The sequence below is a fragment of the Sphingorhabdus sp. YGSMI21 genome (assembly GCF_002776575.1).
Classification (GTDB): domain Bacteria; phylum Pseudomonadota; class Alphaproteobacteria; order Sphingomonadales; family Sphingomonadaceae; genus Parasphingorhabdus.
The window spans coordinates 677,703-704,353 of record NZ_CP022548.1; the positions used below are offsets into that span (position 1 = coordinate 677,703).

The 26,651-nt window shown below is 59.0% G+C and carries 31 protein-coding genes; 9 read left to right on the forward strand and 22 right to left on the reverse strand.

What is annotated here, in order from left to right; translation table 11 throughout:
• Positions 1-7: 7 nt before the first annotated feature.
• Together CHN51_RS03155 and CHN51_RS03160 are read right to left on the reverse strand one after the other, a co-directional pair.
• Positions 8-187 (reverse strand): DUF1289 domain-containing protein, encoded by a 180-nt coding sequence (locus CHN51_RS03155; RefSeq protein ID WP_100092714.1) that lies wholly within the window; start codon positions 185-187, stop codon positions 8-10.
• Positions 184-783: a 2-hydroxychromene-2-carboxylate isomerase gene (locus CHN51_RS03160; RefSeq protein WP_100092715.1), complete on the reverse strand. Its 600-nt coding sequence runs from the start codon at positions 781-783 to the stop codon at positions 184-186. The genes CHN51_RS03155 and CHN51_RS03160 overlap by 4 nt, the downstream gene beginning before the upstream one ends.
• 91 nt (positions 784-874) lie before the next feature.
• Between CHN51_RS03160 and purL the strand changes: the two genes are divergently transcribed.
• A complete protein-coding gene (gene purL / locus CHN51_RS03165; RefSeq protein ID WP_100092716.1) occupies positions 875-3,082 on the forward strand; it encodes a phosphoribosylformylglycinamidine synthase subunit PurL in 2,208 nt (735 codons plus the stop codon).
• Positions 3,083-3,214: 132 nt separating this feature from the next.
• Here purL and CHN51_RS03170 read toward each other — a convergent pair whose 3' ends face one another.
• Positions 3,215-3,571 carry an endonuclease domain-containing protein gene (locus CHN51_RS03170; protein WP_240616848.1) on the reverse strand — a complete coding sequence of 119 codons (357 nt, stop codon included), beginning with the start codon at positions 3,569-3,571 and terminating at the stop codon, positions 3,215-3,217.
• Positions 3,572-3,860: 289 nt separating this feature from the next.
• Between CHN51_RS03170 and CHN51_RS03175 the strand changes: the two genes are divergently transcribed.
• Positions 3,861-4,268 (forward strand): DUF3052 family protein, encoded by a 408-nt coding sequence (locus CHN51_RS03175; protein WP_100095403.1) that lies wholly within the window; start codon positions 3,861-3,863, stop codon positions 4,266-4,268.
• 134 nt (positions 4,269-4,402) lie between these two features.
• Here the strand turns inward: CHN51_RS03175 and CHN51_RS03180 are convergent, their stop codons facing one another.
• The gene (locus CHN51_RS03180) at positions 4,403-5,206 is read right to left on the reverse strand and encodes a Coq4 family protein (RefSeq protein ID WP_240616849.1); all 804 of its coding nucleotides are present in this window, start codon (positions 5,204-5,206) and stop codon (positions 4,403-4,405) included.
• A gap of 125 nt (positions 5,207-5,331) precedes the next feature.
• On the opposite strand from CHN51_RS03180, the gene CHN51_RS03185 reads away from it, so the two are divergent.
• A complete protein-coding gene (locus CHN51_RS03185) occupies positions 5,332-6,006 on the forward strand; it encodes a nitroreductase family protein (RefSeq protein ID WP_100092718.1) in 675 nt (224 codons plus the stop codon).
• Between the two features lie 112 nt (positions 6,007-6,118).
• On the forward strand, positions 6,119-7,363 hold the full coding sequence (locus CHN51_RS03190; RefSeq protein WP_100092719.1) for a DUF418 domain-containing protein: 1,245 nt from the start codon (positions 6,119-6,121) through the stop codon (positions 7,361-7,363).
• On the opposite strand, the gene CHN51_RS03195 is transcribed toward CHN51_RS03190, so the two are convergent.
• Entirely contained in the window at positions 7,358-8,257 is a 900-nt protein-coding gene (locus tag CHN51_RS03195) for a hypothetical protein (RefSeq protein WP_123906223.1), read from the reverse strand. The two genes, CHN51_RS03190 and CHN51_RS03195, sit on opposite strands and share 6 nt — an antisense overlap.
• Positions 8,258-8,387: 130 nt before the next feature.
• Here CHN51_RS03195 and CHN51_RS03200 point away from each other — a divergent pair, with 130 nt between their 5' ends.
• Both CHN51_RS03200 and bfr read left to right on the forward strand, forming a co-directional pair.
• Positions 8,388-8,558 carry a (2Fe-2S)-binding protein gene (locus tag CHN51_RS03200; protein WP_082788199.1) on the forward strand — a complete coding sequence of 57 codons (171 nt, stop codon included), beginning with the start codon at positions 8,388-8,390 and terminating at the stop codon, positions 8,556-8,558.
• Positions 8,559-8,680: 122 nt separating this feature from the next.
• Complete coding sequence (gene bfr, locus CHN51_RS03205; RefSeq protein WP_067197774.1) at positions 8,681-9,157, forward strand: bacterioferritin; 477 nt, start codon at positions 8,681-8,683, stop codon at positions 9,155-9,157.
• Between the two features lie 16 nt (positions 9,158-9,173).
• Here the strand turns inward: bfr and CHN51_RS03210 are convergent, their stop codons facing one another.
• The 5 genes from CHN51_RS03210 to panB form a co-directional block, all read right to left on the reverse strand.
• The gene (locus tag CHN51_RS03210) at positions 9,174-9,587 is read right to left on the reverse strand and encodes an Hpt domain-containing protein (RefSeq protein ID WP_100092721.1); all 414 of its coding nucleotides are present in this window, start codon (positions 9,585-9,587) and stop codon (positions 9,174-9,176) included.
• Between the two features lie 119 nt (positions 9,588-9,706).
• A complete protein-coding gene (gene der / locus CHN51_RS03215; RefSeq protein WP_100092722.1) occupies positions 9,707-11,098 on the reverse strand; it encodes a ribosome biogenesis GTPase Der in 1,392 nt (463 codons plus the stop codon).
• Between the two features lie 31 nt (positions 11,099-11,129).
• On the reverse strand, positions 11,130-12,464 hold the full coding sequence (locus CHN51_RS03220) for a PQQ-binding-like beta-propeller repeat protein (protein ID WP_100092723.1): 1,335 nt from the start codon (positions 12,462-12,464) through the stop codon (positions 11,130-11,132).
• Positions 12,461-13,231: a tetratricopeptide repeat protein gene (locus CHN51_RS03225; protein WP_100092724.1), complete on the reverse strand. Its 771-nt coding sequence runs from the start codon at positions 13,229-13,231 to the stop codon at positions 12,461-12,463. The genes CHN51_RS03220 and CHN51_RS03225 overlap by 4 nt, the downstream gene beginning before the upstream one ends.
• Positions 13,232-13,388: 157 nt before the next feature.
• Positions 13,389-14,261, reverse strand: coding sequence for a 3-methyl-2-oxobutanoate hydroxymethyltransferase (panB, locus tag CHN51_RS03230; RefSeq protein WP_100092725.1), 873 nt, complete (start codon positions 14,259-14,261; stop codon positions 13,389-13,391).
• A gap of 140 nt (positions 14,262-14,401) precedes the next feature.
• Between panB and CHN51_RS03235 the strand changes: the two genes are divergently transcribed.
• Entirely contained in the window at positions 14,402-15,634 is a 1,233-nt protein-coding gene (locus tag CHN51_RS03235) for a TCR/Tet family MFS transporter (protein WP_100092726.1), read from the forward strand.
• Here the strand turns inward: CHN51_RS03235 and CHN51_RS03240 are convergent.
• The 8 genes from CHN51_RS03240 to CHN51_RS03275 form a co-directional block, all read right to left on the reverse strand.
• Positions 15,610-16,611 (reverse strand): glycerophosphodiester phosphodiesterase, encoded by a 1,002-nt coding sequence (locus CHN51_RS03240; RefSeq protein WP_240616850.1) that lies wholly within the window; start codon positions 16,609-16,611, stop codon positions 15,610-15,612. The genes CHN51_RS03235 and CHN51_RS03240 overlap by 25 nt on opposite strands.
• Before the next feature lie 89 nt (positions 16,612-16,700).
• Entirely contained in the window at positions 16,701-16,982 is a 282-nt protein-coding gene (locus CHN51_RS03245; protein WP_100092728.1) for a DUF427 domain-containing protein, read from the reverse strand.
• Positions 16,952-17,488: a metal-dependent hydrolase gene (locus CHN51_RS03250; protein ID WP_206169958.1), complete on the reverse strand. Its 537-nt coding sequence runs from the start codon at positions 17,486-17,488 to the stop codon at positions 16,952-16,954. The genes CHN51_RS03245 and CHN51_RS03250 overlap by 31 nt, the downstream gene beginning before the upstream one ends.
• Positions 17,489-17,499: 11 nt before the next feature.
• Positions 17,500-17,868 (reverse strand): ArsC family reductase, encoded by a 369-nt coding sequence (locus CHN51_RS03255; protein ID WP_100092730.1) that lies wholly within the window; start codon positions 17,866-17,868, stop codon positions 17,500-17,502.
• On the reverse strand, positions 17,865-18,530 hold the full coding sequence (gene nth / locus CHN51_RS03260; protein WP_100092731.1) for an endonuclease III: 666 nt from the start codon (positions 18,528-18,530) through the stop codon (positions 17,865-17,867). Before nth ends, CHN51_RS03255 begins: the two co-directional genes overlap by 4 nt.
• Entirely contained in the window at positions 18,527-19,228 is a 702-nt protein-coding gene (locus tag CHN51_RS03265) for an endonuclease III (RefSeq protein ID WP_100092732.1), read from the reverse strand. Before CHN51_RS03265 ends, nth begins: the two co-directional genes overlap by 4 nt.
• A 69-nt stretch (positions 19,229-19,297) precedes the next feature.
• The gene (locus CHN51_RS03270) at positions 19,298-19,705 is read right to left on the reverse strand and encodes a GNAT family acetyltransferase (RefSeq protein ID WP_100092733.1); all 408 of its coding nucleotides are present in this window, start codon (positions 19,703-19,705) and stop codon (positions 19,298-19,300) included.
• Positions 19,706-19,708: 3 nt separating this feature from the next.
• Complete coding sequence (locus CHN51_RS03275) at positions 19,709-20,716, reverse strand: NAD(P)-dependent alcohol dehydrogenase (protein ID WP_100092734.1); 1,008 nt, start codon at positions 20,714-20,716, stop codon at positions 19,709-19,711.
• A 128-nt stretch (positions 20,717-20,844) separates the two neighbouring features.
• Here CHN51_RS03275 and CHN51_RS03280 point away from each other — a divergent pair, with 128 nt between their 5' ends.
• Together CHN51_RS03280 and CHN51_RS03285 are read left to right on the forward strand one after the other, a co-directional pair.
• On the forward strand, positions 20,845-21,195 hold the full coding sequence (locus tag CHN51_RS03280; RefSeq protein ID WP_100092735.1) for a hypothetical protein: 351 nt from the start codon (positions 20,845-20,847) through the stop codon (positions 21,193-21,195).
• Positions 21,195-21,791 (forward strand): AAA family ATPase, encoded by a 597-nt coding sequence (locus CHN51_RS03285; protein ID WP_100092736.1) that lies wholly within the window; start codon positions 21,195-21,197, stop codon positions 21,789-21,791. Before CHN51_RS03280 ends, CHN51_RS03285 begins: the two co-directional genes overlap by 1 nt.
• 60 nt (positions 21,792-21,851) lie before the next feature.
• Here CHN51_RS03285 and CHN51_RS03290 read toward each other — a convergent pair whose 3' ends face one another.
• The 4 genes from CHN51_RS03290 to CHN51_RS03305 form a co-directional block, all read right to left on the reverse strand.
• Positions 21,852-22,481 carry a hypothetical protein gene (locus CHN51_RS03290; protein WP_100092737.1) on the reverse strand — a complete coding sequence of 210 codons (630 nt, stop codon included), beginning with the start codon at positions 22,479-22,481 and terminating at the stop codon, positions 21,852-21,854.
• 4 nt (positions 22,482-22,485) lie between these two features.
• Positions 22,486-24,057, reverse strand: coding sequence for a glutamine-hydrolyzing GMP synthase (gene guaA / locus CHN51_RS03295; RefSeq protein WP_100092738.1), 1,572 nt, complete (start codon positions 24,055-24,057; stop codon positions 22,486-22,488).
• Between the two features lie 75 nt (positions 24,058-24,132).
• Complete coding sequence (locus tag CHN51_RS03300; protein ID WP_100092739.1) at positions 24,133-24,837, reverse strand: zinc transporter; 705 nt, start codon at positions 24,835-24,837, stop codon at positions 24,133-24,135.
• A gap of 206 nt (positions 24,838-25,043) precedes the next feature.
• Positions 25,044-26,606, reverse strand: coding sequence for a class I adenylate-forming enzyme family protein (locus tag CHN51_RS03305; RefSeq protein ID WP_100095405.1), 1,563 nt, complete (start codon positions 26,604-26,606; stop codon positions 25,044-25,046).
• Between the last annotated feature and the right edge of the window lie 45 nt (positions 26,607-26,651).

Genomic DNA, 26,651 nt, shown 5'->3' on the forward strand with positions numbered 1-26,651 from the left:
GCTTTCCTTAGCGTTTCGCCTTCGCGGCCAGTTGTCTCATCCTGTCCGGCAGCAAGGACAATATCTCCCGCTGCCGGCTGGGCGAGGCAGAACCCCATTCGCCAATTTCCGACAGGCTGCGCCCACAGCCAACACAAAGCCTGCTCGAACGATCAATGGTACAGATATCATTGCAGGGCGATTTCAAGCGGATAGCTGCTCGTCAATCTGGCCAAGCCGTTCCTTGCCGAAATACATCTCGCCGTCGATATAGATGGTCGGGATGCCAAAGGCTCCGCGCTCGACCGCATTTTCCGTATTGTCGATCAGGGCCTGTTTGATTGCCGGATCCTGTGTTTGCGCGAGAAGGTCCGCCGCATCAAAACCGCCATCCTGCAAAATCTTGCCGAGCGTTTCAGCATCGGTGACGTCCAGCCCGTCTTCCCAGATAGGCGGCAATAGCAATTCGATAAGCTCCACCCGCGTCTCGGCCGGAAGCGCAACCAGCATCCGCAGTAGCGTGATCGTGTTGAACGGAAAATGCGGGTTCATCTTGAACTTGGAAAGGCCGTGTTTTTTCACAAAACGACCCAACTCGAGCATCGCATATTCATTCTTGCCCTTCACCTCCGCGTCGCGGATGAACGGCGGCGCATTACCGGTCAGCTTGTGCATTCCGCCGAGAAAGGCCGGAGTGATTTCGATTGCTGCGCCATGTTTCTCCGCCAGCGCCTTGAGCGGTTGCCAGATCAGATAGGCATTGGGACTGACAAAATCGAAAATTAGCTCGATGGTTTTGGACATTAGGTTGCTCCTTTGAACCTATCCTTAAAGCAGCGCCACGAAACATCAATTCCCTCTAGGCGAAATTGTCCCGCGCCGTTAAAGGGTCTTCATGACCACAGACACGCTGATTGCCGAGCCCCAGATCTCCACCGAAACCGTGCGCGAGCATGGCCTGAACGCGGAGGAATATCAGCGCATATTGAACGCGCTCGGCCGCGAGCCGAATATCACCGAACTGGGCATCTTCTCGGTCATGTGGTCGGAACATTGTTCCTACAAATCATCGCGCCTGCACCTGAAGAAGCTGCCGACCACCGGCCCGCAGGTCATTTGCGGCCCTGGCGAAAATGCCGGTGTGATTGATATCGGCGACGGTCAGGCGGCGATCTTCAAGATGGAGAGCCACAACCATCCGTCCTATATCGAGCCCTATCAGGGCGCGGCGACCGGCGTCGGCGGCATCCTCCGCGACGTATTCACCATGGGCGCGCGACCGGTCGCAAACCTCAACGCGCTCCGCTTCGGCCGACCCGACCATCCGAAGATGAAGCATCTGGTCAAAGGCGTGGTTGCCGGTATCGGCGGCTACGGCAATTGCGTCGGCGTCCCGACGGTCGGCGGCGAGACCAATTTCGACCCGGCCTATGATGGCAATATCATCGTCAACGCAATGACCGTTGGCGTGGCGGACGCGGACAAGATTTTCTATTCGGCCGCCAGCGGCGTCGGCAATCCGATCGTCTACGTCGGCTCCAAGACCGGCCGCGACGGCATCCACGGCGCGACCATGGCGAGCGCCGAATTTGATGATGACAGCGATGAAAAGCGCCCCACCGTGCAGGTCGGCGATCCGTTCACCGAAAAACTGCTGATCGAAGCCTGTCTCGAACTGATGGCCAGCGACGCGATTGTCGCGATCCAGGATATGGGCGCAGCTGGTCTGACCTCTTCATCCGTCGAAATGGCGACCAATGGCGAAGTCGGCATCATTCTCGATATGGACAAGGTGCCCTGCCGCGAAACCGGCATGACCGCTTACGAAATGATGCTCAGCGAGTCGCAAGAACGCATGTTGATGGTGCTGAAACCCGGCCGCGAAGAAATGGCCGAAGCGATTTTCACCAAATGGGAGCTGGATTTCGCGGTCATCGGCGAAGTCACCGACAGCCGCCGGATGGTGCTGACCCACAAGGGCGAAACCGTCTGCGATATCCCGCTCGGCCCGCTCGCCGACGACGCGCCGCTTTATGACCGCCCGCACCTGACCCGCGAAGAATATGCCGCGCATATCAATGTCCAGCCGCTCGGCGACATAGCCGAAAGCAGCGATATCGGCGCAGACCTGCTCAAGATGATGGCCAGCCCCGCGCTCGCCTCGCGCCGCTGGATCTGGGAACAATATGACTCACAGGTCGGCGCAGACACGGCGCAACGCTCCGGTGGCGATGCCGCGGTTGTCCGCGTCCATGGCACTAACAAGGGCTTGGCGATCACCACCGATTGCACGCCAAGATACTGCAAGGCCGATCCCTATGAAGGCGGCAAACAGGCAATTGCCGAAGCCTATCGCAACCTCTGCGCGGTCGGCGCAAAACCGCTGGCGACCACCGACTGCATGAATTTCGGCAATCCGGAAAAGCCCCATATCATGGCGCAATTTGTCGGCACGATCGAAGGCATGGGCGAAGCCTGCAAGGCGCTCGACATGCCGATCGTATCGGGCAATGTCAGCCTCTACAACGAAACCACCGGCGCCGACGGCGTCAGCCACGCGATCCTGCCGACCCCGGCGATTGGCGCAGTCGGGCTGATCGACGATCTCGACACAATGATGACCATCGGTTTCAAGCAGGAAGGCGATTTCATCGCCACCATCGGGTTTCACCATGAAGAACTCGGCCAGTCGACCTGGCTGCGCGAAATCCACGGCCGCACCGATGGCCCGCCACCCAAGGTCGATCTCAAGGATGAAGAATGGGCCGGCCGGATCGTCCGCGAACTGATCGCCGACGGCAAGGTCACCGCCGTCCACGATATCAGCGACGGCGGCTTGGCCGTGACGCTCGCTGAAATGGCATTGGCCGGCAATCTCGGCGCCGAAATTGACCCGATGACCAGCGCCTTTGCCTTCAGCGAAGCGCAGGGCCGCTATGTCATCACTTATCGCAACGAAGATGATCTGGATCGCGAAAAGGTGCCGTTCGAGAAGATCGGCCAGGTGAAGAGCGATAAGCTGGTGCTGAACGGGAAGCCTGTTGCGGTGAGCGATTTGCGGGAGGCCCACGAGAGTTTCTTCCGCGACTGGATGGAAGACTAGCCCCTCCACCACTGCTTCGCAGCGGTCCCCCTCCCCATGCCTGCGGCACAGGGAGGAAGATATTCCCGCACCATTTTCCTCCCCGTTGCGTAGCAATGGGGAGGTGTCAGCCTGAAAGGCTGACGAAGGGGCCTAACGCAAACTCTGAATATATCGCAATATCCGGTCGGCGACATCTGCCGGATCATCGAGAACGTCCTGCGCAGATATTCTGATAATTTCGATACCGTCTTGGGATAGATTCCAGTCGCGCTGCTCGTCACGCTCTGGGCGATTGCCCATGTCATGCGCCATTCCGTCGACTTCGATACCCAGCTTTGCTGATGGACAGTAGAAATCCAGTATATAGGATCCAATCGGATGTTGACGGCGGAACTTGATGCCGAGAGGCTTCTTACGGAGTTGTTGCCATAGCATGATCTCCGGCTTGCTCATGGTTTTGCGCAGTTCCTTGGCCTTCAGGATGGTTTGTCTTGTCGTTTGTGCCAATTGCCCCTCCGTCGCGCCTTCGGCGCGCCACCTCCCCATTGCTGCGCAACAGGGAGGAAAGATGTAACATAAAATTCTGTGATGAGGGACGGTCAGGCCAAAACTGTCAAGCTGTGCCTTTCCTCCCTGTGCCGCAGGCATGGGGAGGGGGACCACGCGAAGCGTGGTGGAGGGGTTTCAGCCGTGCTTTCCCCTAACCAACGGAAACAGGCCCACCCCCAGCATAGGGAACCACGCTGGCATCCAACCGTTGATGTGGATAATCATCTAACGCGAAAGGATGCCGAACATGGCTTCAGGATATTCGGATACGGCGCTGGCCAAAAAGCTCTCCCTCAAGGACGGCATGCGCGTCTGGTTTCTTGACATGCCGGAGAGTGTCCGGGCCGAGATCGAGGCGGCTGGCCTCACTTTGTCCGAGGATGAAATCCCTGCTCCCGGGCTGCACGCCGCGCATATTTTTGTGACAGATCGGACCGCAATGGAAAAGCATCTGACCACGCTGCGCGATATGATCGATCCCGCCGGTCAGGTGTGGGTGAGCTGGCCGAAAAAGGCGTCCAAGGTCGAGACCGACATCAGCGAAGACACGATCCGCGAAGTCGCCCTGCCGATGGGGTTTGTCGATATCAAGGTCTGTGCCGTTGATGCGATATGGTCCGGCCTGAAACTGGTCATCCGCAAGGAATTGCGCTGATAAATCCTCCCTGAAGCGAAGCTTTGGGGAGGGGGACCATCCGGAGGATGGTGGAGGGGTATTGACGCATATTGCCCCTCCGAGCCGCTTCGCGGCCCACCTCCCCATACCTGCGGTATAAGGAGGAAATCTATTTAAGCCGTCTGCGCCAGCATATCGTATGGATCGACATTTCCGGCACGAAACTTCGCATGGGCCTCGTGATAGAAATGCGGCGTCTTGATATGCAACCGCTCGCGCAACGCGTCCAGCGGCTGGGCGAGAAGATCGGTGATCGATTCTTCGTTGATCTTGGGACAGGCCTTGCCCATTTTCTGGCCCTCGCGGATCGCCTTGAAGATCGGCGCGTTGCTCTTGACCTGCTTCTTCATGTTGAGACCCGCGGCATAAGCGATGAAGACATTGCCCAATGACGGGTTCTGGCCATAAGTGAAGGCCAATACGCAGGCTTCGCCCAGCGCATCGCGGCCATAGCCGGTAAGCACGTGGAGCAAGTCATGAGTGTCGCGCTGGCGGAAGCCGTACCATTCGATCATATCGCCATATTTGCGCGGGCTGAACTGGTCATATTCGGCAATCAGGCCGGCGGCGCTCAGGCCTTCCTTTTCCATGAAGTCGCAATAGGCGTGGGCCAGACTGCCCGCCGGCATCTTGCGCAGACGCTCATGGTCGTCAAGCAGAGGCGCCAGCTCCGGTTCGCTTTGCAGCAGCGCCCTGCCCTTGTCGCTTTCGACAAATTTTCTGGCATCCTTGCGGAAACCGGGCCGCGGCAGCGATTCAAAAATATGGAAGACCTGTTCGGTATCTTCCTTGTCCTTGATCAGCTCGCGAAAATGATGGAGCGCTTTCAGGGGACGAAAGCGGGCTGCGGGGCGTTCCGGGTGGACAAATGGCATTTGCGAATCACCGGGGGCCGAGAATTTATGGTCAATTTTCATACGATCTATATGTCGCTTACTAACATCTATGTCAATAGAGCTTAGTGGCTTTCCCGAACGCAGTCGCTGCGCTATCCCTGTGCCGCAAAAGCCTATGACGCGTTTTGACCGCAGGAGATGGTAGAATGAAACCGCATGACACCCTGCCCTATACCGAGCTTCCCGACTATTCCGACGCGGAACGCATTGCCCGGTCCCGCGCCTTTTACGAAGCGATCCGGACACGGCGAACCTGCCGCTATTTCAGCGACGAGGCCGTGCCCCGGGAAGTGATCGAAAATGCGATACTCGCCGCCGGCACCGCGCCCAATGGCGCCAATCACCAGCCCTGGCACTTTGCGGTGATCGAATCTCCGGAAAAAAAGAAAGCCCTGCGCGCCGCCGCCGAGGAGGAGGAGCGCGCCTTTTACCAGAGCAAGGGCAGCGAAGAATGGCTGGAGGCGCTGGCGCCGCTCGGCACCGACGCCGACAAGCCGTTCCTCGAGATCGCACCTTATCTCATCGTCATTTTTGGTCAGCGCAAAGGCGGCATGAACCCGGGCGAGACGAAGCAGAATTATTATGTGAACGAAAGCGTCGGCATTGCCACCGGCGTGCTGATCACGGCGCTGCACGATGCCGGTCTCGCCACCCTCACCCACACGCCCAATCCGATGAAGTTTCTCAACCAGATATGCGACCGGCCGAGCAGCGAAAAGCCGATGATGGTGCTCGTCGTCGGCAAGCCAGCCCCCGACGCGACGGTTCCGGTCCACGCGACGATCAAGAAACCGCTGGACCAGATCGCCAGCTGGCTATGAGCAACCTTCGTCCGGAATATGCCGTTCGTGCTGAGCCTGTCGAAGCACAACCGGTAGCAGCGGGTCCCGCAGGTCAAAGTCCTTCGACAAGCTCAGGACGAACGGGCTTGATATGAACAACACTGTCACCACCCCCCGCTATATCGAGCTCGACGCCTTGCGCGGTTTTGCCGTGATGGGCATTTTGCTGATGAATATCGTCGGCTTCGCGATGCCGGAAATGGCCTATGTGAGCCCGGCGGTCCATGGTGGCACCGACCTGCCTGACACCATCGTCTGGGCATTGTCCTTCATATTTATCGACGGCAAGATGCGCGGCCTTTTCACCATATTGTTCGGGGCAAGCATGATGCTGGTCATCGAACGGGCGCAGAGACATGGCGAGAATCCGGCAAAGGTGCATTTTTCCCGGATGTTCTGGCTGGCGCTGTTCGGCCTCGCGCATTTCTTTCTCCTGTGGGCCGGCGACATATTATTTCTCTACGCCGCCGTCGGCTGTATCGCCTATTTTCTGCGCGGGCTGAACGCAGAGGACCTGATCCGTCGCGCGCTGCTGATCTTCACCATAGGTTTTCTGGGCTATACCCTGATGTTCGGTAGCCTACTCTATATGCAATATCAGGCCAGCCTCCCGGGAGCCAGTGCCGGCCTGATCGATGAGGTCGCCGACGTCATTGCCGGGTTTGAAAGCACGGCCAGCGCCATCACCGCGGATATCGCGCTTCATCAGTCCGGTTTTCTCCCGATATTGCTCGACAAGATCCGGAACGACCTGTTCGGACCGCTGGTTCTGCTGACCTATAATCTGGCGGAGACGCTGCCGCTGATGATGATCGGCATGGCGCTTTACAGGAACGGCTTCATCACCGGTCAGTGGACGGCGGAAGCATATCGCTCATGGGGTATCCGGCTGACCGTTATCGGAACCGCCATAGTGACGGCAATCGCCATTTATCTGATCGCCGGCGGTTTCGAGATATTGCGGATGGTCAATGCCAGCTATGCCTGGAACTGGCCGTCGCAGATGCTGATGACGACCGGCTATGCCGCGTTGCTGATCTGGCTGATCCGGACGTTCCAGAACGCAAGCTGGGTGGTGCGAATCGCCGCGGTGGGCCGCGCCGCCTTTAGCAATTATCTCGGGACCAGCCTGCTGATGACCTTCCTCTTCTACGGCTGGGGACTGGGATTATATGGATCGGTCGGGCGCGCGGAATTATATCTGTTCGTGCTGGCTGCCTGGGTGCTCATGCTGATCTGGTCAAAACCCTGGCTGACACGCTTCCGCTATGGACCGCTGGAATGGCTGTGGCGCAGCCTGGCGCGGCAACGGGCGCAGCCGATGCGCCTGTCATGAAGGATCGCTGACCGCTTCTGCCGGACCCGATTGTTCATCATCGGTGAACGCGCTGGTATAATTGGCGTTTAGCTGCTCGTACAGATTGAACCCGGAGACAATCTCCAGCCGGTCCCCGGCATCGTCCATCAGCCCTAGCGGCCGCCCATCCGGCGTATATGCAAAGTTCAGCAGATGGCCTTTCTGATCCCGGCGATATATCGAGCAAATTACCGGCGAGTCGAGACCGCCCATCATGCTGTGCATCACGATCGCTTCCGTCTCTGCTTCCAGAGAGGCATCGCTTGCCGGATCAAACGGTATCCCGGAATATCGATACACGGTCAGATGATCCGATGCTTTTGCTATGGGATTTTTCATGCAACTGGCTTTGCCGGTCTGTATTTCATCAGCCTCCAGGAAAACAACATGGACCGGACTGATAGCAACAAAGATGCCGCCCTTGGCATCGACCGGACTTACGGCTTTCGGCCCCGCTTGAATATATTCCCAATCGGCAAGAATGTCGGCAGGAATTTTTCCGAAAAGCTCCAGCGACGGCACCTCTCCAAGGGTCAACAGACCGTTATTGGCAATGCCGCCCGGCAAGGACTCTATATGTCCGATCAGGTCTATACCTCTGGTGTTCCAACCTGCTTCTGTTTCTCCGGTCGGCACCAAGGCGGCGCGAAGCTCGCTTTCAACCGATTCCAGAAACTCTTCCAGGTCCTCGGCTATTTTCGATGGCATTATCTGCCAAAATTCGACAACCGGAAACGGTTCCGGAGCGGTCGATTTTCCCGCGTCTTCCCTTTCGACCATTAGCTGCGTCGATTCAGGCACATTGGCAGCATCGACCGACGTTGACGCCAGGGCCAGCGCAACCGGAACAATGGAACTGTATATTCTACGCATCACAAACCTCATGCTCTGGCCATGGGCCGGTTTAACCAATATTTCCTGTTTGGGAAGATTCCATCTATCGTTATTTTGATATTGCGATCTATTCTCATTAGCGATATACGAGTCGCAGAGAGGAACCGAGATGGTTGTTTGCGTTTGCAATGCGATTAAGGAAAAAGACCTGAGAGCCGCCGTTCGCAGCGGTGCGGATCGCCCGTCCCAGGTCTATGCCCAGCTCGGTCGCAAACCGAAATGCGGACAATGTCTCGCTTTCGCCCAGACGATTATAAAATCACAACTTGCAACCGCTTAGCATTCTCGTTAGCAAATCATTGAAATAATTGCTTTTTCTGTAAATGCTGCTCTTTCGCTTCGGCGAAGGATGCTGTATAGACCTTCCCAACAGATCCACTGTCAGTCGGGAAGGACACTGCCATGAAGGGCGATACAAAAGTCATCGAGTTTCTCAACGAAGCTCTGAAAAACGAACTCACCGCAATCAACCAATATTGGCTGCATTATCGCATGCTCGACAATTGGGGCGTGACGAAACTGGCCGAATTCGAACGGCACGAATCCATCGACGAGATGAAACATGCCGACAAGCTGGCTGAGCGGATTTTCTTCCTCGACGGCCTGCCCAATTTCCAGCTTCTGGGCCGTCTGAAGATCGGCGAAACGGTCGAGGAAATCCTCAAGGCCGATCTGGAGCTGGAATATGAGGCGCTGCCGATGCTCAAGGACGCTATCGAACATTGCGAAAGCGTGCGCGACTATGTCAGCCGCGACCTGTTTGCGGAAATCCTTGAAAGCGAGGAAGATCACGTCGATTCCCTCGAACAGCAGTTCGACATGATCGAGCGGATGGGAATCGAGAATTACATCCAGCTGCAGTCGAAATCGGTCGAATAGGCTGCGGGAGGGCGTTTCAGCCGAACCGGCGGCCAAAGCCGGTCGGCTGGCGTTGCTGGACCACCGGGCTCGCGCCCTTTTCCAGGATCGCCAGCGTGTCCTCGAACATCGGTCGTAGGGCCACCACCAGTTCGATAAGCTCGTCCGGCGTCTCGTGATGCTCGACGCAGGCGCGGGCGGTCATCTCGATTGTTTCCGCGTTGATGCTCAGTTGCAGGCCACCGAGTTGCAGCGCCTCGCCTTTCAGCTTGTGCGCGGCAAGCACCATCGCGGCAGGGTCATGGGCGCGCATGGCCTCTTCGATCTTGTCGACAGACTGGATTCCGTCTTCGCGGAAATAACCCAAAATGCGGACAAAATTCGCCCCCAGGGCCGAACGCGTTTCGGCCCAGACCTTCCAGTCAATCAAGTCGCTTTCCACTGGTCCCACCGAACGCTCCCGGAAAATAGCGAAAATACGCTAATCTTCCTGAACCTACCGCAAAACCTGTAAAAACTTAGTTACCGGAGGCCGTATTTCGCCCCGCAATTCCGCAAGCTGCGGAGATATCATTCTTTTTCATGATAGGGGTTTTTCGGCGCGCGGATGATCAGCCGCACCGGAACACCGCCAAAACCCAGTTCGCGGCGGATGCCGTTGATCAGATAGCGGCGGTAGCTTTCGGGCAGATCATCGACACGCGTCCCGAAAATCACGAAGGAAGGCGGCCGCGTCTTGGCCTGGGTGATATAGCGCAGCTTGATCCGCTTGCCACCGGGCGCCGGGGGCGGATTGTCGGTAATCGCGTCTTCGAACCAGCGGTTGAGTTTGCCGGTGGACACCCGCTGCGACCAGACCCGGCGAACCTCGAAGGCAGCCTTCATCAACTGGTCAATACCCTTGCCGGTAAAGGCGGACACGGCGATCAGCGGGACATCGCGCACCTGCGCCAGCCCGTCGTTGAGCGCCGCACGGATGCCGTTGAACAATTTGCTCGGCCCCTCGGCGACATCCCATTTGTTGATCCCGATCACAAGGCAGCGGCCTTCCTGGATCACATGGTCGGCGATCCGCAGATCCTGCGCCTCGAGCCCCTTGGTCGCGTCGAGCAAAAGCACCACCACTTCGGCAAAGTCCACCGCGTGGCGCGCGTCGGCCACGGCCAGCTTTTCCAGCTTGTCGTTGACCTTGGCGCGCTTGCGCATGCCGGCGGTATCGATCAGCCGCACCTGTCGCTCGGGCTCTATGCCGTCGAGCTTCTCTTCCTCGGTCAGCGCGTCGTCGTGCCAGACCCAGTCAACCGTAATACTGTCGCGCGTGATCCCGGCTTCCGGACCGGTGATCATCCGGTCTTCATCCAGCATCTTGTTGATCAACGTCGATTTTCCCGCATTGGGACGACCGACAATCGCCAGCTTCAGCGGGGCCGATTCGTCGGTGGGTTCGTCACGGGCAGCAGCCTTGAAATTCTCGACATAGGGCTGGATCGCCTGGAACAGGTCAGCCATGCCGTCGCCATGTTCAGCGCTGAACGGGATCGGATCACCGAAACCGAGCGAATAGCTTTCCAATATCCCGGATTCCGCCGCCTTGCCCTCCGCCTTGTTGACGAGCAGGACGACCGGCGTTTTCGCGCTTCTGAGCCAGCGCGCGATTTCCTCGTCGAGGGGAGTCAGGCCGGCGCGGCCATCGATTACGAAGATCGCAAGCTCGGCTCCGGTGACCGCCATCTCGGTCTGCTTGCGCATCCGACCGGGCAGGCTCTTGGCATCCTCGTCCTCATAGCCGGCGGTATCGACGACATTGAATTCGAGACCCAGCAGATTGGCCGCGCCTTCACGACGGTCACGGGTTACCCCGGGCATGTCGTCGACGAGCGCGAGCTTCTTGCCAACCAGACGGTTGAACAGGGTGGATTTGCCGACATTCGGTCGGCCTATGATTGCAATATTGGGCAGCATAAAGCCGGTCCCTGTCCTTTGCTTCTGAATCTCAGCGGAACGCGGAAATCCGGCCGCTGTCGTCGAGAATATATAGCATGCCACCCGCAACAACCGGCGGCAGCGAAACGCCGTCATCCAGTTCGAACAGCGTCTGGCTCGATCCCTCACCCGGCGAGATCGAAACAACATCGCCTTCGGTGCTGGCCACGATCAGACGATTTCCGGCCAGTACCGGGCCTGTCCAGTTGATCGGGTTTTTCTTCTTCTTCTCGTTCTTGAAGGCAGCGAGCTGGCTGATCCAGCGCACCTTGCCATTCGGCCGCGCGATGCACAGCAGTTTCGCGTCATCGGTCAGCACGAAAACCCATTCACCGGCCACCACCGGGGTGGTGATCCCGGCAATGTTCAATTCCCAGATCCGCTGGCCCGAAACCAGTTCATAGGCCGCCATACGGCCGCCCTGCCCCAACGCGAAGACCCGGCCGCGGTCGATCACCGGATCGGCATCGATATCGGAAAGGGTCGCCACAGAGGTCGAGATGCTCGTGCGTGCGAGCGCATCATTCCAGAGATTGCGGCCATTTTCGTAGCGATAGGCAGTCAATTCCCCCGAGGAATAGCCGGCGACAACCGTACCCTGCCCCGCAGCAGGTGCCGCAACGCCGAAAATGCCGGCCAGTCCGACTGTACCCGCTTCATTCCACTGCACCGAGCCGTCAACCATGCTCAGCGCATATATCTGGTTGTCTTGCGTCATCACATAGACATTACCGTTGGAAATCGTTGGCGACCCGCGCAGCGGACCAGCCGGACGCACTTTCCATATCTGGCTGCCGTCGGCCGCGTTGAGCGCGACAACATCGCCAACGCCATTGGTCGCATAGACAACCTCGCCCAATATGCTCGCTCCACCGCCGAAGCGCGAAGAGGCACCATCACCCTTGACCTCGATCTGCGAGGACCAGATTTTCGCGCCGGTTGTTGCATCAAAGGCATGAACCATCGCCTCGGTATCGGTCACGAAGAGCCGTCCGCCCGATATTACCGGTGCCGCCGCCAGCCGTTCGCGCTTGTTGGTACCGCTGATGCTGGCGGTCCAGACCCGGTCGAGACTGCCGGGCAATGCCACATGGCCGATCGACTTGCTCGCGTTTCCGCCCGACTGCGCCCATTCGCTATTGGCGACAGGTGCCGGCAGGATTACGGCAATCGAGGCCAGTCCGGCATCGACTTCCGCGCCGCTTTCACCGCTCAATATCGGCGTGCGCTTGCCGAGCGTCGGCGTGTTCTTCTTGTCTTCGCCGTCGCCGCCGCCCAGAATGCCGCAACCGGACAATAAGGAAACAGCCAGCAGGCTGGCGATAAGTGTCTTGCCGGAAATCATTCCTTGGATTCTCCCTCAGTCGCTACCCCGATCGGCGGTGCAACTTTTTTATCATCGCTGTCCAGTTCGACCGCATCAATGCCTTGAACCCCGGCCATCTGCAAGGCGCGCGACCGGATGGTTGCCGGGACGCCCTCGTCTTTCGCCAGCTGGGCGAACAGAGGGCCCGCCAGATCGGACTTGTTCATATTGAGATAGGATATTGCGACCATTTCGCCGGCGCTGCCGAACCAGGGGTTGCCCGGCACCGCAAGCGGCTTCAGCCGGTCGATCACCTGCTGCGGCTTGAGCGTATCGAATTCGGCGGTGGTCTGGCGAATCAAAGCGAGATCGCGAAACGGCTTTGGCAGGCTGTCGTCGGATGCGACCTTGGCATAGCCGGCGATCGCTGTTTTCGGATCATCTTTCTCCAGCGCGATGCTTGCGCGGAGGATTTGCGCGGCGGCGCGGTAGCCGCTCTGTTCGGCCTCCATCAACGGCTCGAGCGCAGTTGCGGCCCCATCCAGATTATTCTGGCGGATGCTGTCGATGGCCGCGACATATTCCTCGCTGCGGAGACCGGAATCTTCATTCTGGCTGTTCTGCCAGAATATCCAGCCGGCCAGCGAGCCCAGACCAATGACGATGGCGGCGAAAATCCAGATCCCGTAACGCGTGACGATGGTTTTCAGCTGGTCCTCGCGCACCGCCTCATCCACTTCGCGCAGAAATACCTGTTCTTGCTGGTCCGGCTTCTCTTCCGGTGCTTTATCTTTGTCTTTGGCCAAGCTGGCTTCCTCAAATCTGTTTCGCGTGCCCGGTTCGCCGGTCAGACGAAGGCAACATGCAATCGGCTGTCCTTTAGCGTCCGCAATAGCAAATGTAAAAGTCTATTGACCATTTCCACAGGCTGAACGGAGGATCGGCGGAATAAGAGAAATATCGCTATTTTTTCGGCTGATAGAGCTGGTCCGGCCCCGGGAAGCTGCGCTCCCTGACCTCGCCGGCATATTGCTGCGCGGCCTGGTCAATTTGTTCGGCAATATTGTGATAGCGTTTCACGAAGCGCGCGGTGCGGTCGAACATGCCCAGCATATCCTCGGTCACCAGCACCTGGCCATCGCATTGCGCCGACGCGCCGATGCCGATGGTAATCGCTTTGACCGCCTTGGTCGCCTCGATCGCGATCGGCTCCAGCACGCCTTCCAGCACGATCGCGAAGGCGCCGGCCTGGTCCAGCGCTACTGCATCGCCGACGATCTTCTTCGCCTCGGCATCGCTGCGCCCGCGCGCGGCATAGCCGCCGAGCACATTGATCGCCTGTGGCGTCAGACCAACGTGGCCAACCACCGGAATGCCGCGCTGGACAAGGAATGCGACGGTTTCGGCCATCACTTCTCCGCCCTCCAGCTTGACCGCCGCTGCCCCGGTTTCCTTCAGGATATGGGCGGCGCTTTCATAGGCTTTTTCTGGCGACGCTTCATAAGAACCAAACGGCATGTCGACGACGACCACGCTATGATAGCTGCCGCGGACGACGGCTGCGCCATGGTTGCACATCATCTCCAGCGTGACCGGAATCGTCGAATCGAGCCCGTAAATCACCTGCGCCAGCGAATCGCCGACCAGCAGCATATCGCAATGCGCATCAAGCAGTTGCGCCGTCCGCGCAGTATAGGCGGTCAGCATTACCACCGGTTCCGCCGTCACCCCGTCGACCTTGCGGCCCTGGATTTTCGGAACAGACAGGCGCCGCATCGGCTGTGGTCGCGGCGTGGCGCGGCTGGTGGATGTATCGAGTTTGAAGGTTGTGGACATGGAGGATGTTTAGCCTCCCTTGCAAGATAAGGCCAGTATCCTGTTGCCGCGATTGTCCATTGCCTTGCAAATAGTATTGCGGCACACTTCCCGTGTCTCGCGACTCACCAAAATCTGATCTCCATCCATTGGAAATAGTCATGCCTGTGGCCCGCAAGCCAGAGTCCATTTTGCTGTTTGTCGCCTTCATCGTCTTCATCGACATGATGGGCATCGGTCTGATCCTGCCCGTCATGCCTGCGCTGATCGAGGGGATCACCGGCACGACAATCGATCGCGCCGCGGAAATCGGCGGCTGGCTGCTATTCGCCTATGCAATGATGCAATTTCTGTTCGCCCCGGTCATTGGCGGCCTGAGCGACCGGTTCGGGCGCCGGCCGGTATTGCTGGTCACGCTGTTTCTGCTCGGGCTCGACTATGCGATCATGGCATGGGCACCGACATTGATCTGGCTGTTCATAGGCCGGATAGTGTCGGGAATCATGGGCGCAAGCTGGGCCGCTGCCAATAGCTGCGTTGCGGATGTTACCTCGCCAGCCGAGCGCGGCAAATATTTCGGCATATTGGGCGGTGCCGGCGCGATGGGCTTTGTCCTCGGCCCCGGTATCGGCGGTGTGCTGGGCGAATATGGAGAAAGACTGCCGTTTATTGCCGCATCAATCCTTGCCCTCCTCGGGACGGGCGTCGGCATTGTTATACTGCAAGAAACGCTACCAAAGCAAAAGCGCCGTCCATTTTCTATCGCCCGCGCCAATCCGATGGGAAGCATCCTCCAGATGAGCAGAACGCCTCTCGTTCTGGGCTTTCTGTCGACGATATTCGTGCTCCAGTTGGCGGCGCAGGCGCAGATCGCGATATGGGCCTATTGGCTGATCGAACGGTTTGACTGGAGCATCTTGAAGATCGGGCTGAGCGTCGCCCTGTTCGGAATATTGCTGGCGCTGGTGCAGGGCATTTTGACCGGGCCATTGATCAAGAAGATCGGTGAATGGCGCGCCGGCCAGTTCGGATTGCTGTTCGGGATACCCGCCTATCTGATCTTCGCCTTCGCGCCCAACGACTGGTTCGTGTTCCTCGGCATCATCGTTGGTGCGGCCAGCGGGTTCGCCTTCCCGGCGATGCAGCAGATGATGAGCAGCCGGATCAGCGAAGATGCCCAGGGAGAATTGCAGGGTTCGATCGCCAGCACGATCAGCCTGACCTCGATCATCGGGCCGGTAATGATGACCGGAGTCTTCGGGGCCTATGCCGACAAGGACGGATTTTATTTTCCCGGCGCGCCTTTCATTCTGGGCGCCGCCCTGATGGTCGTCTCAATATTGATTTACGCCGTCACCACCCGCAGATACTATTCGGCAGCCGACACCGCCTGAGCCGGATTGTCGCTGAACAGGCCATCGACGCCGGCAGCAATATAGGCGCGGATTTCGCCTGCCAGATCACCCGGCTCGCGCGGATCGACGCCGCTCTTGAAATCGGTCGGCAGAAAGTAATTTTCGCGGCGGAATGTCCATGGATGAACGACCAGACCCGCTTTGTGCGCGGCCTCAACCAGTCCGGTCGGTGCGCCCAGCTGGCCAATGGCGTTGCGGCCAATCACCATATCTTTGGACGGTCCGATCCCGTCGGCATAGGCGGCGATAGCCTGCAAGCCCGCCACCGTGACCATTGATGCATAGGTCCGCCCGGCGATGTCCGGCGGGCCGCCTTCGCTGGCCACCAGTTGCACAAGCCGGACATCCGTCTGCTTCGCAAGGGCCTGCAGATTGCCGACCTCGAACGACTGAATGAACACCGGATCATCCTTGTCGTCATAGCCATATTGTGTCAGCAATTTGAGCAACGGTTCGTCATGTCCCAGTCCCAGAGCCTTGAAATAGCCGGGATGTTTGGTTTCCGGATAGACACCTATCCGCCTGCCGCTTTCGACCGCATGTGTTTCGATCAGTTGCAGGACCTCTTCAAAGGTCGGGATTTCGAACCGGCCATCATATTGCATATTCCCCGCCCGCAAGTCGGGCAGACGCTCTCTGGCACGCAATGTCTTCAATTCGGCAAGCGTAAAATCTTCAGTAAACCAGCCGGAATATTCCTGACCGTCGATCAGCCTGGTCGCCTTGCGATCGGCAAATTCCGGACGATCGGCAACGTCGGTCGTCCCGCTGATCTCATTCTCGTGACGGGCCACCAGCACGCCGTCCTTGGTCAGCACCAGATCGGGTTCGATGAAATCGGCACCCTGTTCAATAGCCAGCTGATAGGCCGCCAGCGTATGTTCCGGCCGTTCTCCGCTCGCACCGCGATGGGCAATGACAATCGGCGGTTCGCCGGACAATGTTGCAGCCTTCATCTTTGCTTCTCCCGCCGGTTCTGTTCCGGCTGCGCATCCTGCTAGCGCCAGAGCGATCAATAACAAAGCAACAGGCCGCACCCGCATCGCTAGGCGACCTCGACGCCGTTCCAGAAGGCGATCCGGCCCTCGATTTCGGCCGCGGCTTGCTTGGGTGCGGGATAGAACCAGGCCGCATCCTCGTTGATCTCGCCGTCAACGATCAGGCTGTGATAGGATGCATCGCCCTTCCAGGGACAATGGCTGGTCGTATCGCTGTGCATCAGATATTTCGACCAGACCGAATCGCGGGGGAAATAATGGTTGCCCTCGACCATCACTATATCGTCGCTCTCGGCAATCACCGCGCCGTTCCATTTTGCCTGAACCATTTGCTTGTCCTTTTCTTGATACCGAAACCTGCGGCAACCAGTGTCAGCGGTATCCAAATCCATATAGCTTCGGAATATAACACTTTGATGCCACGGCTACTGATAAAATCAGAAATGCCAATCGGCGATACGGCAATCGGGGTATAGGGGGCGAAATGGCGCAAGGGATCAAATGGCCAGAACAGAGCCACGCCCAGCCCGCCATTGGTGAGCATATCCAGCAGTCCGTGCGAGGCCATCGAAACGAACAGGAAAGCCGCCGCCAGACCAAATCGCTCGGGCCGCAGCAAGGCGGTTGCGAACAGGGCCGCAACGGCGGCAAAAAGCAGGCTATGGGTTGCGCCCCGGTGCCCCCAGCTGTCCGCATATTCGATGCCCAGCCGAAAACCGACCACGTCAGCATCCGGCAGCATCGCGAATAGCAATCCGGTGGCAATCACCGGCAAAGACAGCCTGCTCCGTCCCAATATCACAGCGCCCACGAGGGGCACAGCGGCATGGGACATGATCGTCGGCATCAGCTGTTGCGCGCAGTCAGCCCCGCCGCTTCATAATCGGCTGCCTTGAAACCGACGACCAGTTCGTCGCCATGTTCCAGCACCGGGCGTTTGATCATGCTGGGATTCTCCGCCATCACCATGACCGCGGTATCGTCACCGATATTTTCCTTCACCATGTCCGGCAGCTTGCGAAAGGTCGTGCCGCGCTTGTTGACCAGCGCTTCCCAGCCGACCTGCATCACCCACATTTCCAGCTTTTCCTTGCTGATCCCCGACTTTTTATAGTCGTGGAAGACATAGTTGATGCCGTTTTTCTCCATCCAGTTGCGCGCCTTCTTGATCGTGTCGCAATTGGAAATGCCGTACATTTTGGTTTCGTTGCTCATGGGCCTGGTCCTGTTTTTTGCTGCACTTTGAGCCAGAGACATAGGTCAGCGACCGGACAAAGGTCACATTTCGGGCTCCGGGCGGTGCAAATTCGCTTCCCGAATTGAATTAGCCAGAAATGCCCGTCGCGCAAGGCCCAATCGGGACTGCGTTCTTCCAGTTGCTGTGCGGTCTTGTCCGCAGTCTTCGCATCGGTCAGGCCAATCCGGTTGCAGACGCGGTGCACATGGGTGTCGACAGCGATCACATCGGCGCCGAAAGTGAAGCTCATGACAATATCCGCGCATTTGCGGCCAATGCCGGGCATCGACAACAAGCCTTCACGGGTATTCGGCACGACACCGCCATGTTCGGCCAGCAAATGTTCGCAGAATTTCCGGATATTGCGCGTTTTCATATTATAAAGCCCGCAGGGTTTGATCGCTGCGGCAATATCGCGGTCGTCGAGAGCCAGCATCGCTTCTGGCGTCTGCGCGAGCGCGAACAAGGCGCGCGCGGCCATGGCGGTATTGCGGTCGAGCGACTGGGCCGAGAGCATGCAGGATATGCAGGAGCGGAAGGCGTCGGGCTGGCCCTTCGGGCCCTTGGCGTCCTTCGTCCGTCCCGGCATGGCTTCGGAGAGACGGCGGTAAACGGTCTCGACCTGCTGATCGTTTATCATGAGGTCCTGCCCGTCTCGCAATCAGCCCGTACCGGACAGGACGGGCAATCCGGTTGTTTCGGGCGGCAAATGGTCTGAGCAAGGCGCTTCCCGAGCAGATGGTGCTCGTCCAGATCTTCAGCGGACCATTCGGGCGGCAACAGCGGCATCAACTCATCATAAGCGCGTGCCGTATCGGCCTTGGGCGGCACCAGACCCATGCGCTGCACCACCCGCCGGTGGCCGGTATCGAGCACCAGCGCCTTGCGATTAAACTGGCTGGTGTTCATGATGCCGGCGCTGATCTTCCGCGCAATCCCGGGCAAGGTCTCCAGCCAGGCCATAGCATCCTCTGTCTCCATGGTCGCAAGATGATCCAGACTGGCCTTGCCGCGCTGCGCGATAATGTCCTGCAGGCAGGCCTTGAGCCGCTCCGCCGCCATCGCCGGGAAAGTCGCCGTTTGCAGATGGGCCTTCAATTCCTCGAGAGGCGCCGCTGCAACCCGCTCCCACGACCCATATTCGGCGATCAGCCGGTCCGTATTGTCATTGGACACAGCGGTTTTCGCGCGGGCGCCGATGACGCCTTGCACCAGCGTCCACATGGGATCACGGCGCTTGTCATCCGGCCGGATCACCCGGCCGAACTGCGCGACCAGCCTGTTGTGCATCCGGCGCAATATTTCGGTGCGATGATCGGGGCCCAAGTCTAGTTGCATCAGCGGGATATGGGCGGACGATAGTCTAGTAGCAAGACTCCGAGGCCTGCAACCGCCGCCCCTTGCCGATCAGTCCAGCCTGCGACCAATGGTCACCACCGGTTGCACATCATAGCCCAGCGCCTTGTAAAACCCGATCGCCGCTTCATTGTCGTCCCGCACCATCAATTGTATTTTCGGCGCATCGCGTTCACGCAGCCAAGCTTCGGCGGCCTCCATCATTTTTCTGCCAAGACCTCGTTTCTGGCAATCCGGCGCGACCGCCAGATAATAGACCCAGCCACGATGGCCGTCATCCCCCACCATGACCGTCGCAGCCAGTCGGCCTGCTTCTTCCAGCAACAGAATATCGGACGAGACGCCGCCAACCGCACGATCGAAATCGGCGCTCGCGTCATTCCACGGGCGCGTCAGACCGCAGGCCTGCCAGAGCGCGACAACCGGTTCGCGATCCTCGGGTGTGGCGAGCCGCGTCATGGATCAGATATCGATGATGATCTTGCCGAAATGCTGGCCCGATTCCTGATGACGGAAAGCATCGCCCAGATCGGCGAGCGGGAAAGACTTGTCGAGTATCGGCTTCAGGCCATTGGCTTCGATCGCTGCGATCATGTCCTGCTGCTGCGCCCGGCTACCCACGGTCAGACCCTGCACGCGCAGGTTTTTCGCCATCAGCAGCGCTGTCTGCACGGGTCCGGCAAAACCGGTCAGCACACCGATCAGCGCGACATGCCCGCCAATGCGCGTCGCCATCATCGACTGGTCGAGCGTACCCGGCCCGCCGATCTCAACAACGCAATCGACGCCCTTGCCGCCGGTGAGTTCGAGCACTTTCGGCCCCCAGGCCTCGACTTCCTTGTAATTGATCAGATGGTCAGCGCCGAGGTCTTTCAGCCGCTTCAGCTTGTCATTGGACGAAGACGTCGCGATCACCGTCGCGCCGGCCGCCTTGGCAAATTGCAGCGCGAAGATCGAGACACCACCGGTGCCCTGCACCAGCACCGTATCACCCGGCTTCACGCAGCCATCAACGAACAGGGCCCGCCACGCGGTCAGGCCGGCGCAAGTCAGGGTCGCAGCCTCGGCAGCGCTATAGCCCTCGGGTGCCTTGGTCCACGCAGTGGCGAGGCCGACCGCCTGCTCGACCGCATAGCCGTCAATGCCATCGCCGGGCACGCGCTTGAAACCGCCTTCGGGCGGCGCACCGTCGATCCATTCGGGGAAGAAGGTCGAAACCACCAGATCGCCCACCGCAAAATCGCTAACGCCCTCGCCCACGGCGGTGACCTCGCCCGCGCCATCGGACATCGGGATGCGGTTCTCGGCGGTCGGGATCATCCCCTTGACCACCGCATAGTCATGAAAATTGAGGCTGGACGCGCGCAACCGTACCGCAATTTCACCGGGGCCGGGCGCCGCCGGATCGGGCAAGTCGACCAGCTTGAGATTGTCGAGCGAGGCGGGTGCATGGAGTTGGATGGCTTTCATGGCGAGTCTCTCCTGAATTTAATTGTTTGATTAAATTCAGGTCTAGTATGACGGTGACGGGGGGTCAACAACTGCCGGATCAGGCTCGGCATCTTGACAAATAGTCACTTAGGTGTCACATTGACACCATGGCAAAGACGATCAAGATTGACGATGAACTTATGGAAGTCATTGGCCGCGAGGCCGAGATGATGAGCCGTTCCCTGGCCGGGCAGGTCCGCCACTGGGTGCGGATCGGGATGAGCATAGAGAAATCCCGTTTCTTCGACCAGTCGCGGGTGGTCGAGGCGTTGAGCGGGAAATTGGCGCCCGACGCGCTGACTGCCGGCGAACAGGAAGCCTATATCGACAGCCTGTTTGACGCCGCGCGGTCCGGCACGGTCGAGCAGCGCAAATTGTTCGCCGGCCGCAAGGCAGAAGGTCTGGGCGTCGGCCTGCGCGATGGCGAGATTAGCCGGGAAAGCGATTCCGCCAACTGATGGCCATCGTCGCCGGCCGTCCGACCCTGTTCCTGATCGCCGGGCCGAACGGCGCCGGCAAATCGACCTTTTATGACACCGTGCTGGCACCGCGTATCGCCGCGCCGTTCATCAACGCCGATATCATCCAGCGCGACGAACTAGGCGACCCCTCGCCCGAAGCCTCCTATCGCGCTGCCAAAATCGCCGACCAGCGACGCCGCGACCATCTCGCGGCCGGCCAGTCCTTCGTCATGGAAACCGTATTCTCGCACCCTTCGAAACTCGAACTGCTGCAAGATGCACGCGACGCGGGATTTCGCATCATCGTCTTTCACCTGGCTCTGGCTTCCGCCGATCTGGCCGTAGCCCGCGTCACCGCGCGCATCGACGAAGGTGGCCACCCCGTGCCGGAAAGCAAAATCCGTCAGCGGTTTGATCGCAACGCTCCCCTGATCCGCCAAGCCGCGTTGCTCGCCGACCGGGCGATGATTTTTGATGCCTCGGCCCTAAACGAGCGGCCGGTGATGTTGCTGGAGCTAGCGCAAGGACAGGTGGCGCGGCGGGCTGGTGAGGTTCCGGATTGGTTTGAGGGGCTTTACGGGGATTTGGTTTGAGGCTGTCGATGAAGACTCAGGCACAGACCAGTCCCCATACTAAATTCGTTGTTACGGAGTTTATGGCATTGGGATGCCCTTAATTTTCAGGGCATAATCAGACATGCGTCGAGATGCTTCCTCGTCGATATCATCGCGCCGACGACATGAATACCAAAGTTCAGTAGCTTCATCTGCAATATCTCGCATGTTCCCAAGCCGACCGTCATAATCCAGAGCATCAATCAAATCGTAATAGCTGCGTCGGTCGATCCGACCGTATCGAGCACGAGTTCTACCATCAATATTTGGAGAACTTGCTATTTCTTCTAAGTGATCAGAAATCTCATACCACTTTGCGAATGTTCTCTCTTTCGGATCATGCGGCTCTTTGACTTCCTCAGACAGTCCTTCATCGTCCGACTCTTGCTCCCTTATAGACGCCTGAGTTTTAGCAGCTGTTTCCTGCAAAGCGGCAATTGTTATATCTATTTCTTTAAACGATTCTTCGAAATCTTTAAACCGAGCAACGATTTCGTTCTGAAATGCTATAACTGCTTCTTCGGTTTCCAATATGGCAGCTTTAAGATCACTGACTTTTGATCGGAAAAAGGACTGTGCCAATAATACGGCAATTATAGCTCCTAAACCAGTTAGAAACCCCGATAAAACTAATCCTTGGCCTTCGGTTAAGTTCGTCCACGATTCCATCGATTCACTCCCACTCAATCGTCCCCGGCGGCTTGCTGGTATAATCATAAACCACCCGGTTGATCCCCTTCACCTCGTTGACGATCCGCGTCGATACGCGGGTCAGGAAGCTGGCGTCGAAGGGGTAGACGTCGGCGGTCATGCCGTCGGTGCTGGTGACAGCGCGCAAACCGCAGACATTGTCGTAGGTGCGGCTGTCGCCCATCACGCCGACGGTTTTCACCGGCAGCAATACGGCAAAGGCCTGCCAGATCGCGTCGTACAATCCGGCATTGCGGATTTCCTCGAGATAGATGGCATCCGCCTTGCGCAGGATGTCGCAGCGTTCCTTGGTCACTTCGCCGGGGATGCGGATCGCGAGACCCGGTCCGGGAAATGGATGACGCCCGACGAACTGGTCGTTCAGGCCGAGCTCGCGCCCGAGATCACGGACTTCGTCCTTGAACAATTCCCGTAGCGGCTCGACCAGCTTCATGTTCATGCGTTCCGGCAAGCCGCCGACATTATGGTGTGACTTGATCGTCACGCTTGGCCCGCCGGTGAACGAGACGCTCTCGATCACATCCGGATAGAGTGTGCCCTGGGCGAGGAAATCGGCGCCGCCAACCCGCGCGGCTTCCTCGTCAAACACCTCGATAAATTCGCCGCCGATAAATTTGCGTTTCTTTTCCGGGTCGGTCACACCGGCCAGCCCCTTCATGAAGCGATCCTCGGCATCGACCACAACCAGCGGGATATTATAATGGTCGCGGAACAGGGTCTCGACCTGCTCGCGCTCGTTCATCCGCAGCAGGCCATGGTCGACAAACACGCAGGTCAGCTGGTCACCGATCGCTTCATGGATCAGGATCGCAGCCACCGAACTGTCGACGCCGCCGGACAGACCGCAGATCACCTTCTTGTCGCCGACCTGCTCGCGGATTTCGGCGATCTTGGCATCCTTATATTCCGCCATCGTCCAGTCACCGGCACAGCCGCAGACATGGCGGACGAAATTGGCGATCATCTTGCCGCCGTCGGGCGTGTGGACAACCTCGGGGTGGAACTGGGTGCCATAATAGCGCCGCTCGTCATCGGCGATCAGCGCGAAGGGAGCGCCCTCGGTGGTCGCGACAATCCGGAAGCCGGGCGCGAATTCGGTGACCTTGTCGCCGTGGCTCATCCACACCTGATGTTTCTCGCCGACCTTCCACAGGCCGTCGAACAGCACGCATTCTTCGCTGATTTCGATAAAGGCCCGGCCGAATTCGCCGCCGAAGTCGCCGCCCGAACCCGATTCCACCGTGCCACCCAGCTGGTGCGTCATCACCTGCTGGCCATAGCAGATGCCGAGGATCGGCAGGCCGCTTTCGAAAATCACATCCGGCGCACGCGGGCTGCCTTCGTCCGGCACCCCGGCGGGCGATCCGGACAGGATGATCCCTTTGGGTTTCAGCCGGTGAAAGGCTTCTTCCGCCATATGGAACGGAGCGATCTCCGAATAGACTCCCGCCTCGCGCACCCGGCGGGCGATAAGCTGCGTGACCTGAGAGCCGAAATCGACGATCAGGATGGTTTCTTCATGAGCTATGGACATGGCTTAGGCGCTTAGTGGGCCACCCCATTCGAGTCCAGTGCCTTTGTCGCCTGTCGGCGCAAAATCCGGCCCGTCTCAGGCGGTGGCAAGCTCGCCGAGAAAGACCGCCAAAATCACTCCGATTGCAGTCGCGACGCCGGCCATATGTTGATCTTCCTTATAGGCCTTGGGAAACACCTCGGTCGCCAGCGAGGCAACCACCGCACCGGCGGCGAAACAGCGGGTCGCCGCCAGCACATGCGGCGAGACGCCTTCCAGCGCAAAATATCCGATGATCGCTGCCGCCGACAATAACAATGCAGTCAGTGCCCAGAGCCCCAGCGTCCTGCCCCTGGACAGCCCGTTGCCGACCATCTGCTTGGCCCCGCCAGCGGCCTCGGGAAGATTGGAGAGCAGTATCGATCCGGCCAGCGCCGCCACTTCAATCGGCGCCGCCCCGATCAGCGCCACCCCGAGCGCCAGATTTTCCGGCACACCGTCCAGCGTGATCGCGGCCAGCAAACCGCCGCCGCCTTCCGCGCCCCATTTTTCATCAATCCAGTAATCGACGACGGAGAATACAACCGCTCCGGCCGCAACCGAACCCAGCCCGACCCAGAGATTGCTTTGTTCGACCGCCGGCTGGATCATCTCGCTGACCAGAGAGACGATCAGAGCACCCCCGGCGAGCGCGATGACAAAGCCCTCGGTCTTGCTCGATATCTTTCCGTAAACGCCCCAGAGCGCGCCGGCAATCAGCGCCGCCGAAACCACCACCACGACAAGAAAGGTCATCAACATGTCGGGATAACGCCCCTCTTCAAACTAGGTTGCCCGAGCCCATAGTGCCAAGCAGTGCCCCTGCGAAGGCAGGGGCCCATCTCCGAAAATATCGTTGCATCCCGACGGTACTTGTACACGCAATGCCGCGGCCACAAGTCGAAAAGCAACCGCTGTCTGACGACACGAGACCTGGAGATGGACCCCCGCCTGCGCGGGGGCACAATTCATCCCTCGGCCATATCCCGCAATTCCGTCTTCAATATCTTGCCGATATGGCTGCGCGGCAGTTCATCAATCAGCCGCAGTTCCGAAACCCGCTGGGTCTTGCCGAGATTGGCATTGGTGGCGGCTTTCAGCGCTTCCAGATCAAGCGTCACACCAGCCTCCGCTACGACGAAACCAACCGGCGTTTCGCCCCATTGCCGCGAAGCCACGCCGATCACCGCCGCATCAGCGACACCCGGCTGCGCCATCAGCGCTTCTTCCAGGTCGCGCGGATAGATATTGAAGCCGCCCGAGATGATCATGTCCTTGGTCCGGCCCATCAAAGTGATGAAGCCGTCCTCGTCGACCTTGCCGATATCGCCCATCCGCTGCCAACGGTCGCCGTTCTTGTCATACCAGCTGGCTTCCTCGGTCTTCTCCGGCTGGTTCTTGTAGCCCGACATCATCGTCTGCGACCGGCCGACCAGTTCGCCCATTTCGCCCGCGGGCAGACGGTTGAGCTGTTCGTCCACGGTAATCACCTCGCTGCCACCCCAGGCGATACCGACCGTGTGCAATTTGTCCGGATGTTCGTGGCACAGCAACAGGCAGACCACGCCGCCCTCGGTCATCGAGTAAATCTCGATCAGTCCGCCGGGCATACGTTTCAGAACCTCCGCCTTCAGCTCCGCCGAGAAGGGCGCGCTGGTACAATATTTATGGGTCATGGCGCTCAGATCGAAATCGTCAAAACCCTCATAATCCATCAGGCGCTGATATTGGACCGGCACCAGCATCGTATGGCTGGCGCGATGCTCCTGCGCCAGTTCCAGCCAGCGCTGGCAGTCGAATTTGCCCATCATCACCAGCGTCCCGCCATAAGCAATGGTCGGCGTGAACAGCGCCAGCGTCGTGTTCGAATAGAGCGGCGTCGACAGCAATGTGACCTGACCGGGCTTGCCATAGCCGGTCGCCTCTCCGACAGCGGCATGATACCAGCGCATCTGGCGGCTGTGGACAATGCCTTTGGGCGTGCCCGTGGTGCCGCTGGAATAGATGATATTATAGGGGTCTTTCGGACCGACATCGGGATCGGCGGGCATCGCTCCCTCGCTTGCCATCCAGTCGGACATCAGCGGCGCATCGTCCACGGCCTTATCAAGCATCACATGTTTGAGCGGTGGCAAAGCCTCTCCACTCTCCAGCAACTCGGCGCGCTTCACGCGGTCTATAAACAGATGCATGGCCCCGCTGTCCCGCATCATGTTCGCCAGCTGCGTCGGCGTCGCCGAAGTGGTCAGCGGTGCTGCGCAACCGCCAGCGACAATCGCCCCGAGATAGGCCAGCGCATAGCGAACCGTGGTGGTCCCGAGGATCGCAACCGCCTGCCCCTTCTGCAGACCATCCGCCTGCAGCTGCGCCGCAATCCGGTTAACCTGCGCCGCGGTCTCGGCCCAGCTCAGCTTCTCCGCACTGTCATCCAGCGCGATCCGGTCGGGCTGGTTGACCGCATGGGCGTTGATCAGATCAGCGAGCTGGCCGAACGGCTGCTCGAGATAGCGGGCGGGGTCTAGGTGTTTCATCGAGCGATTAATTCCGCATATCGGCTTGAGATGCAATGGCTTTCC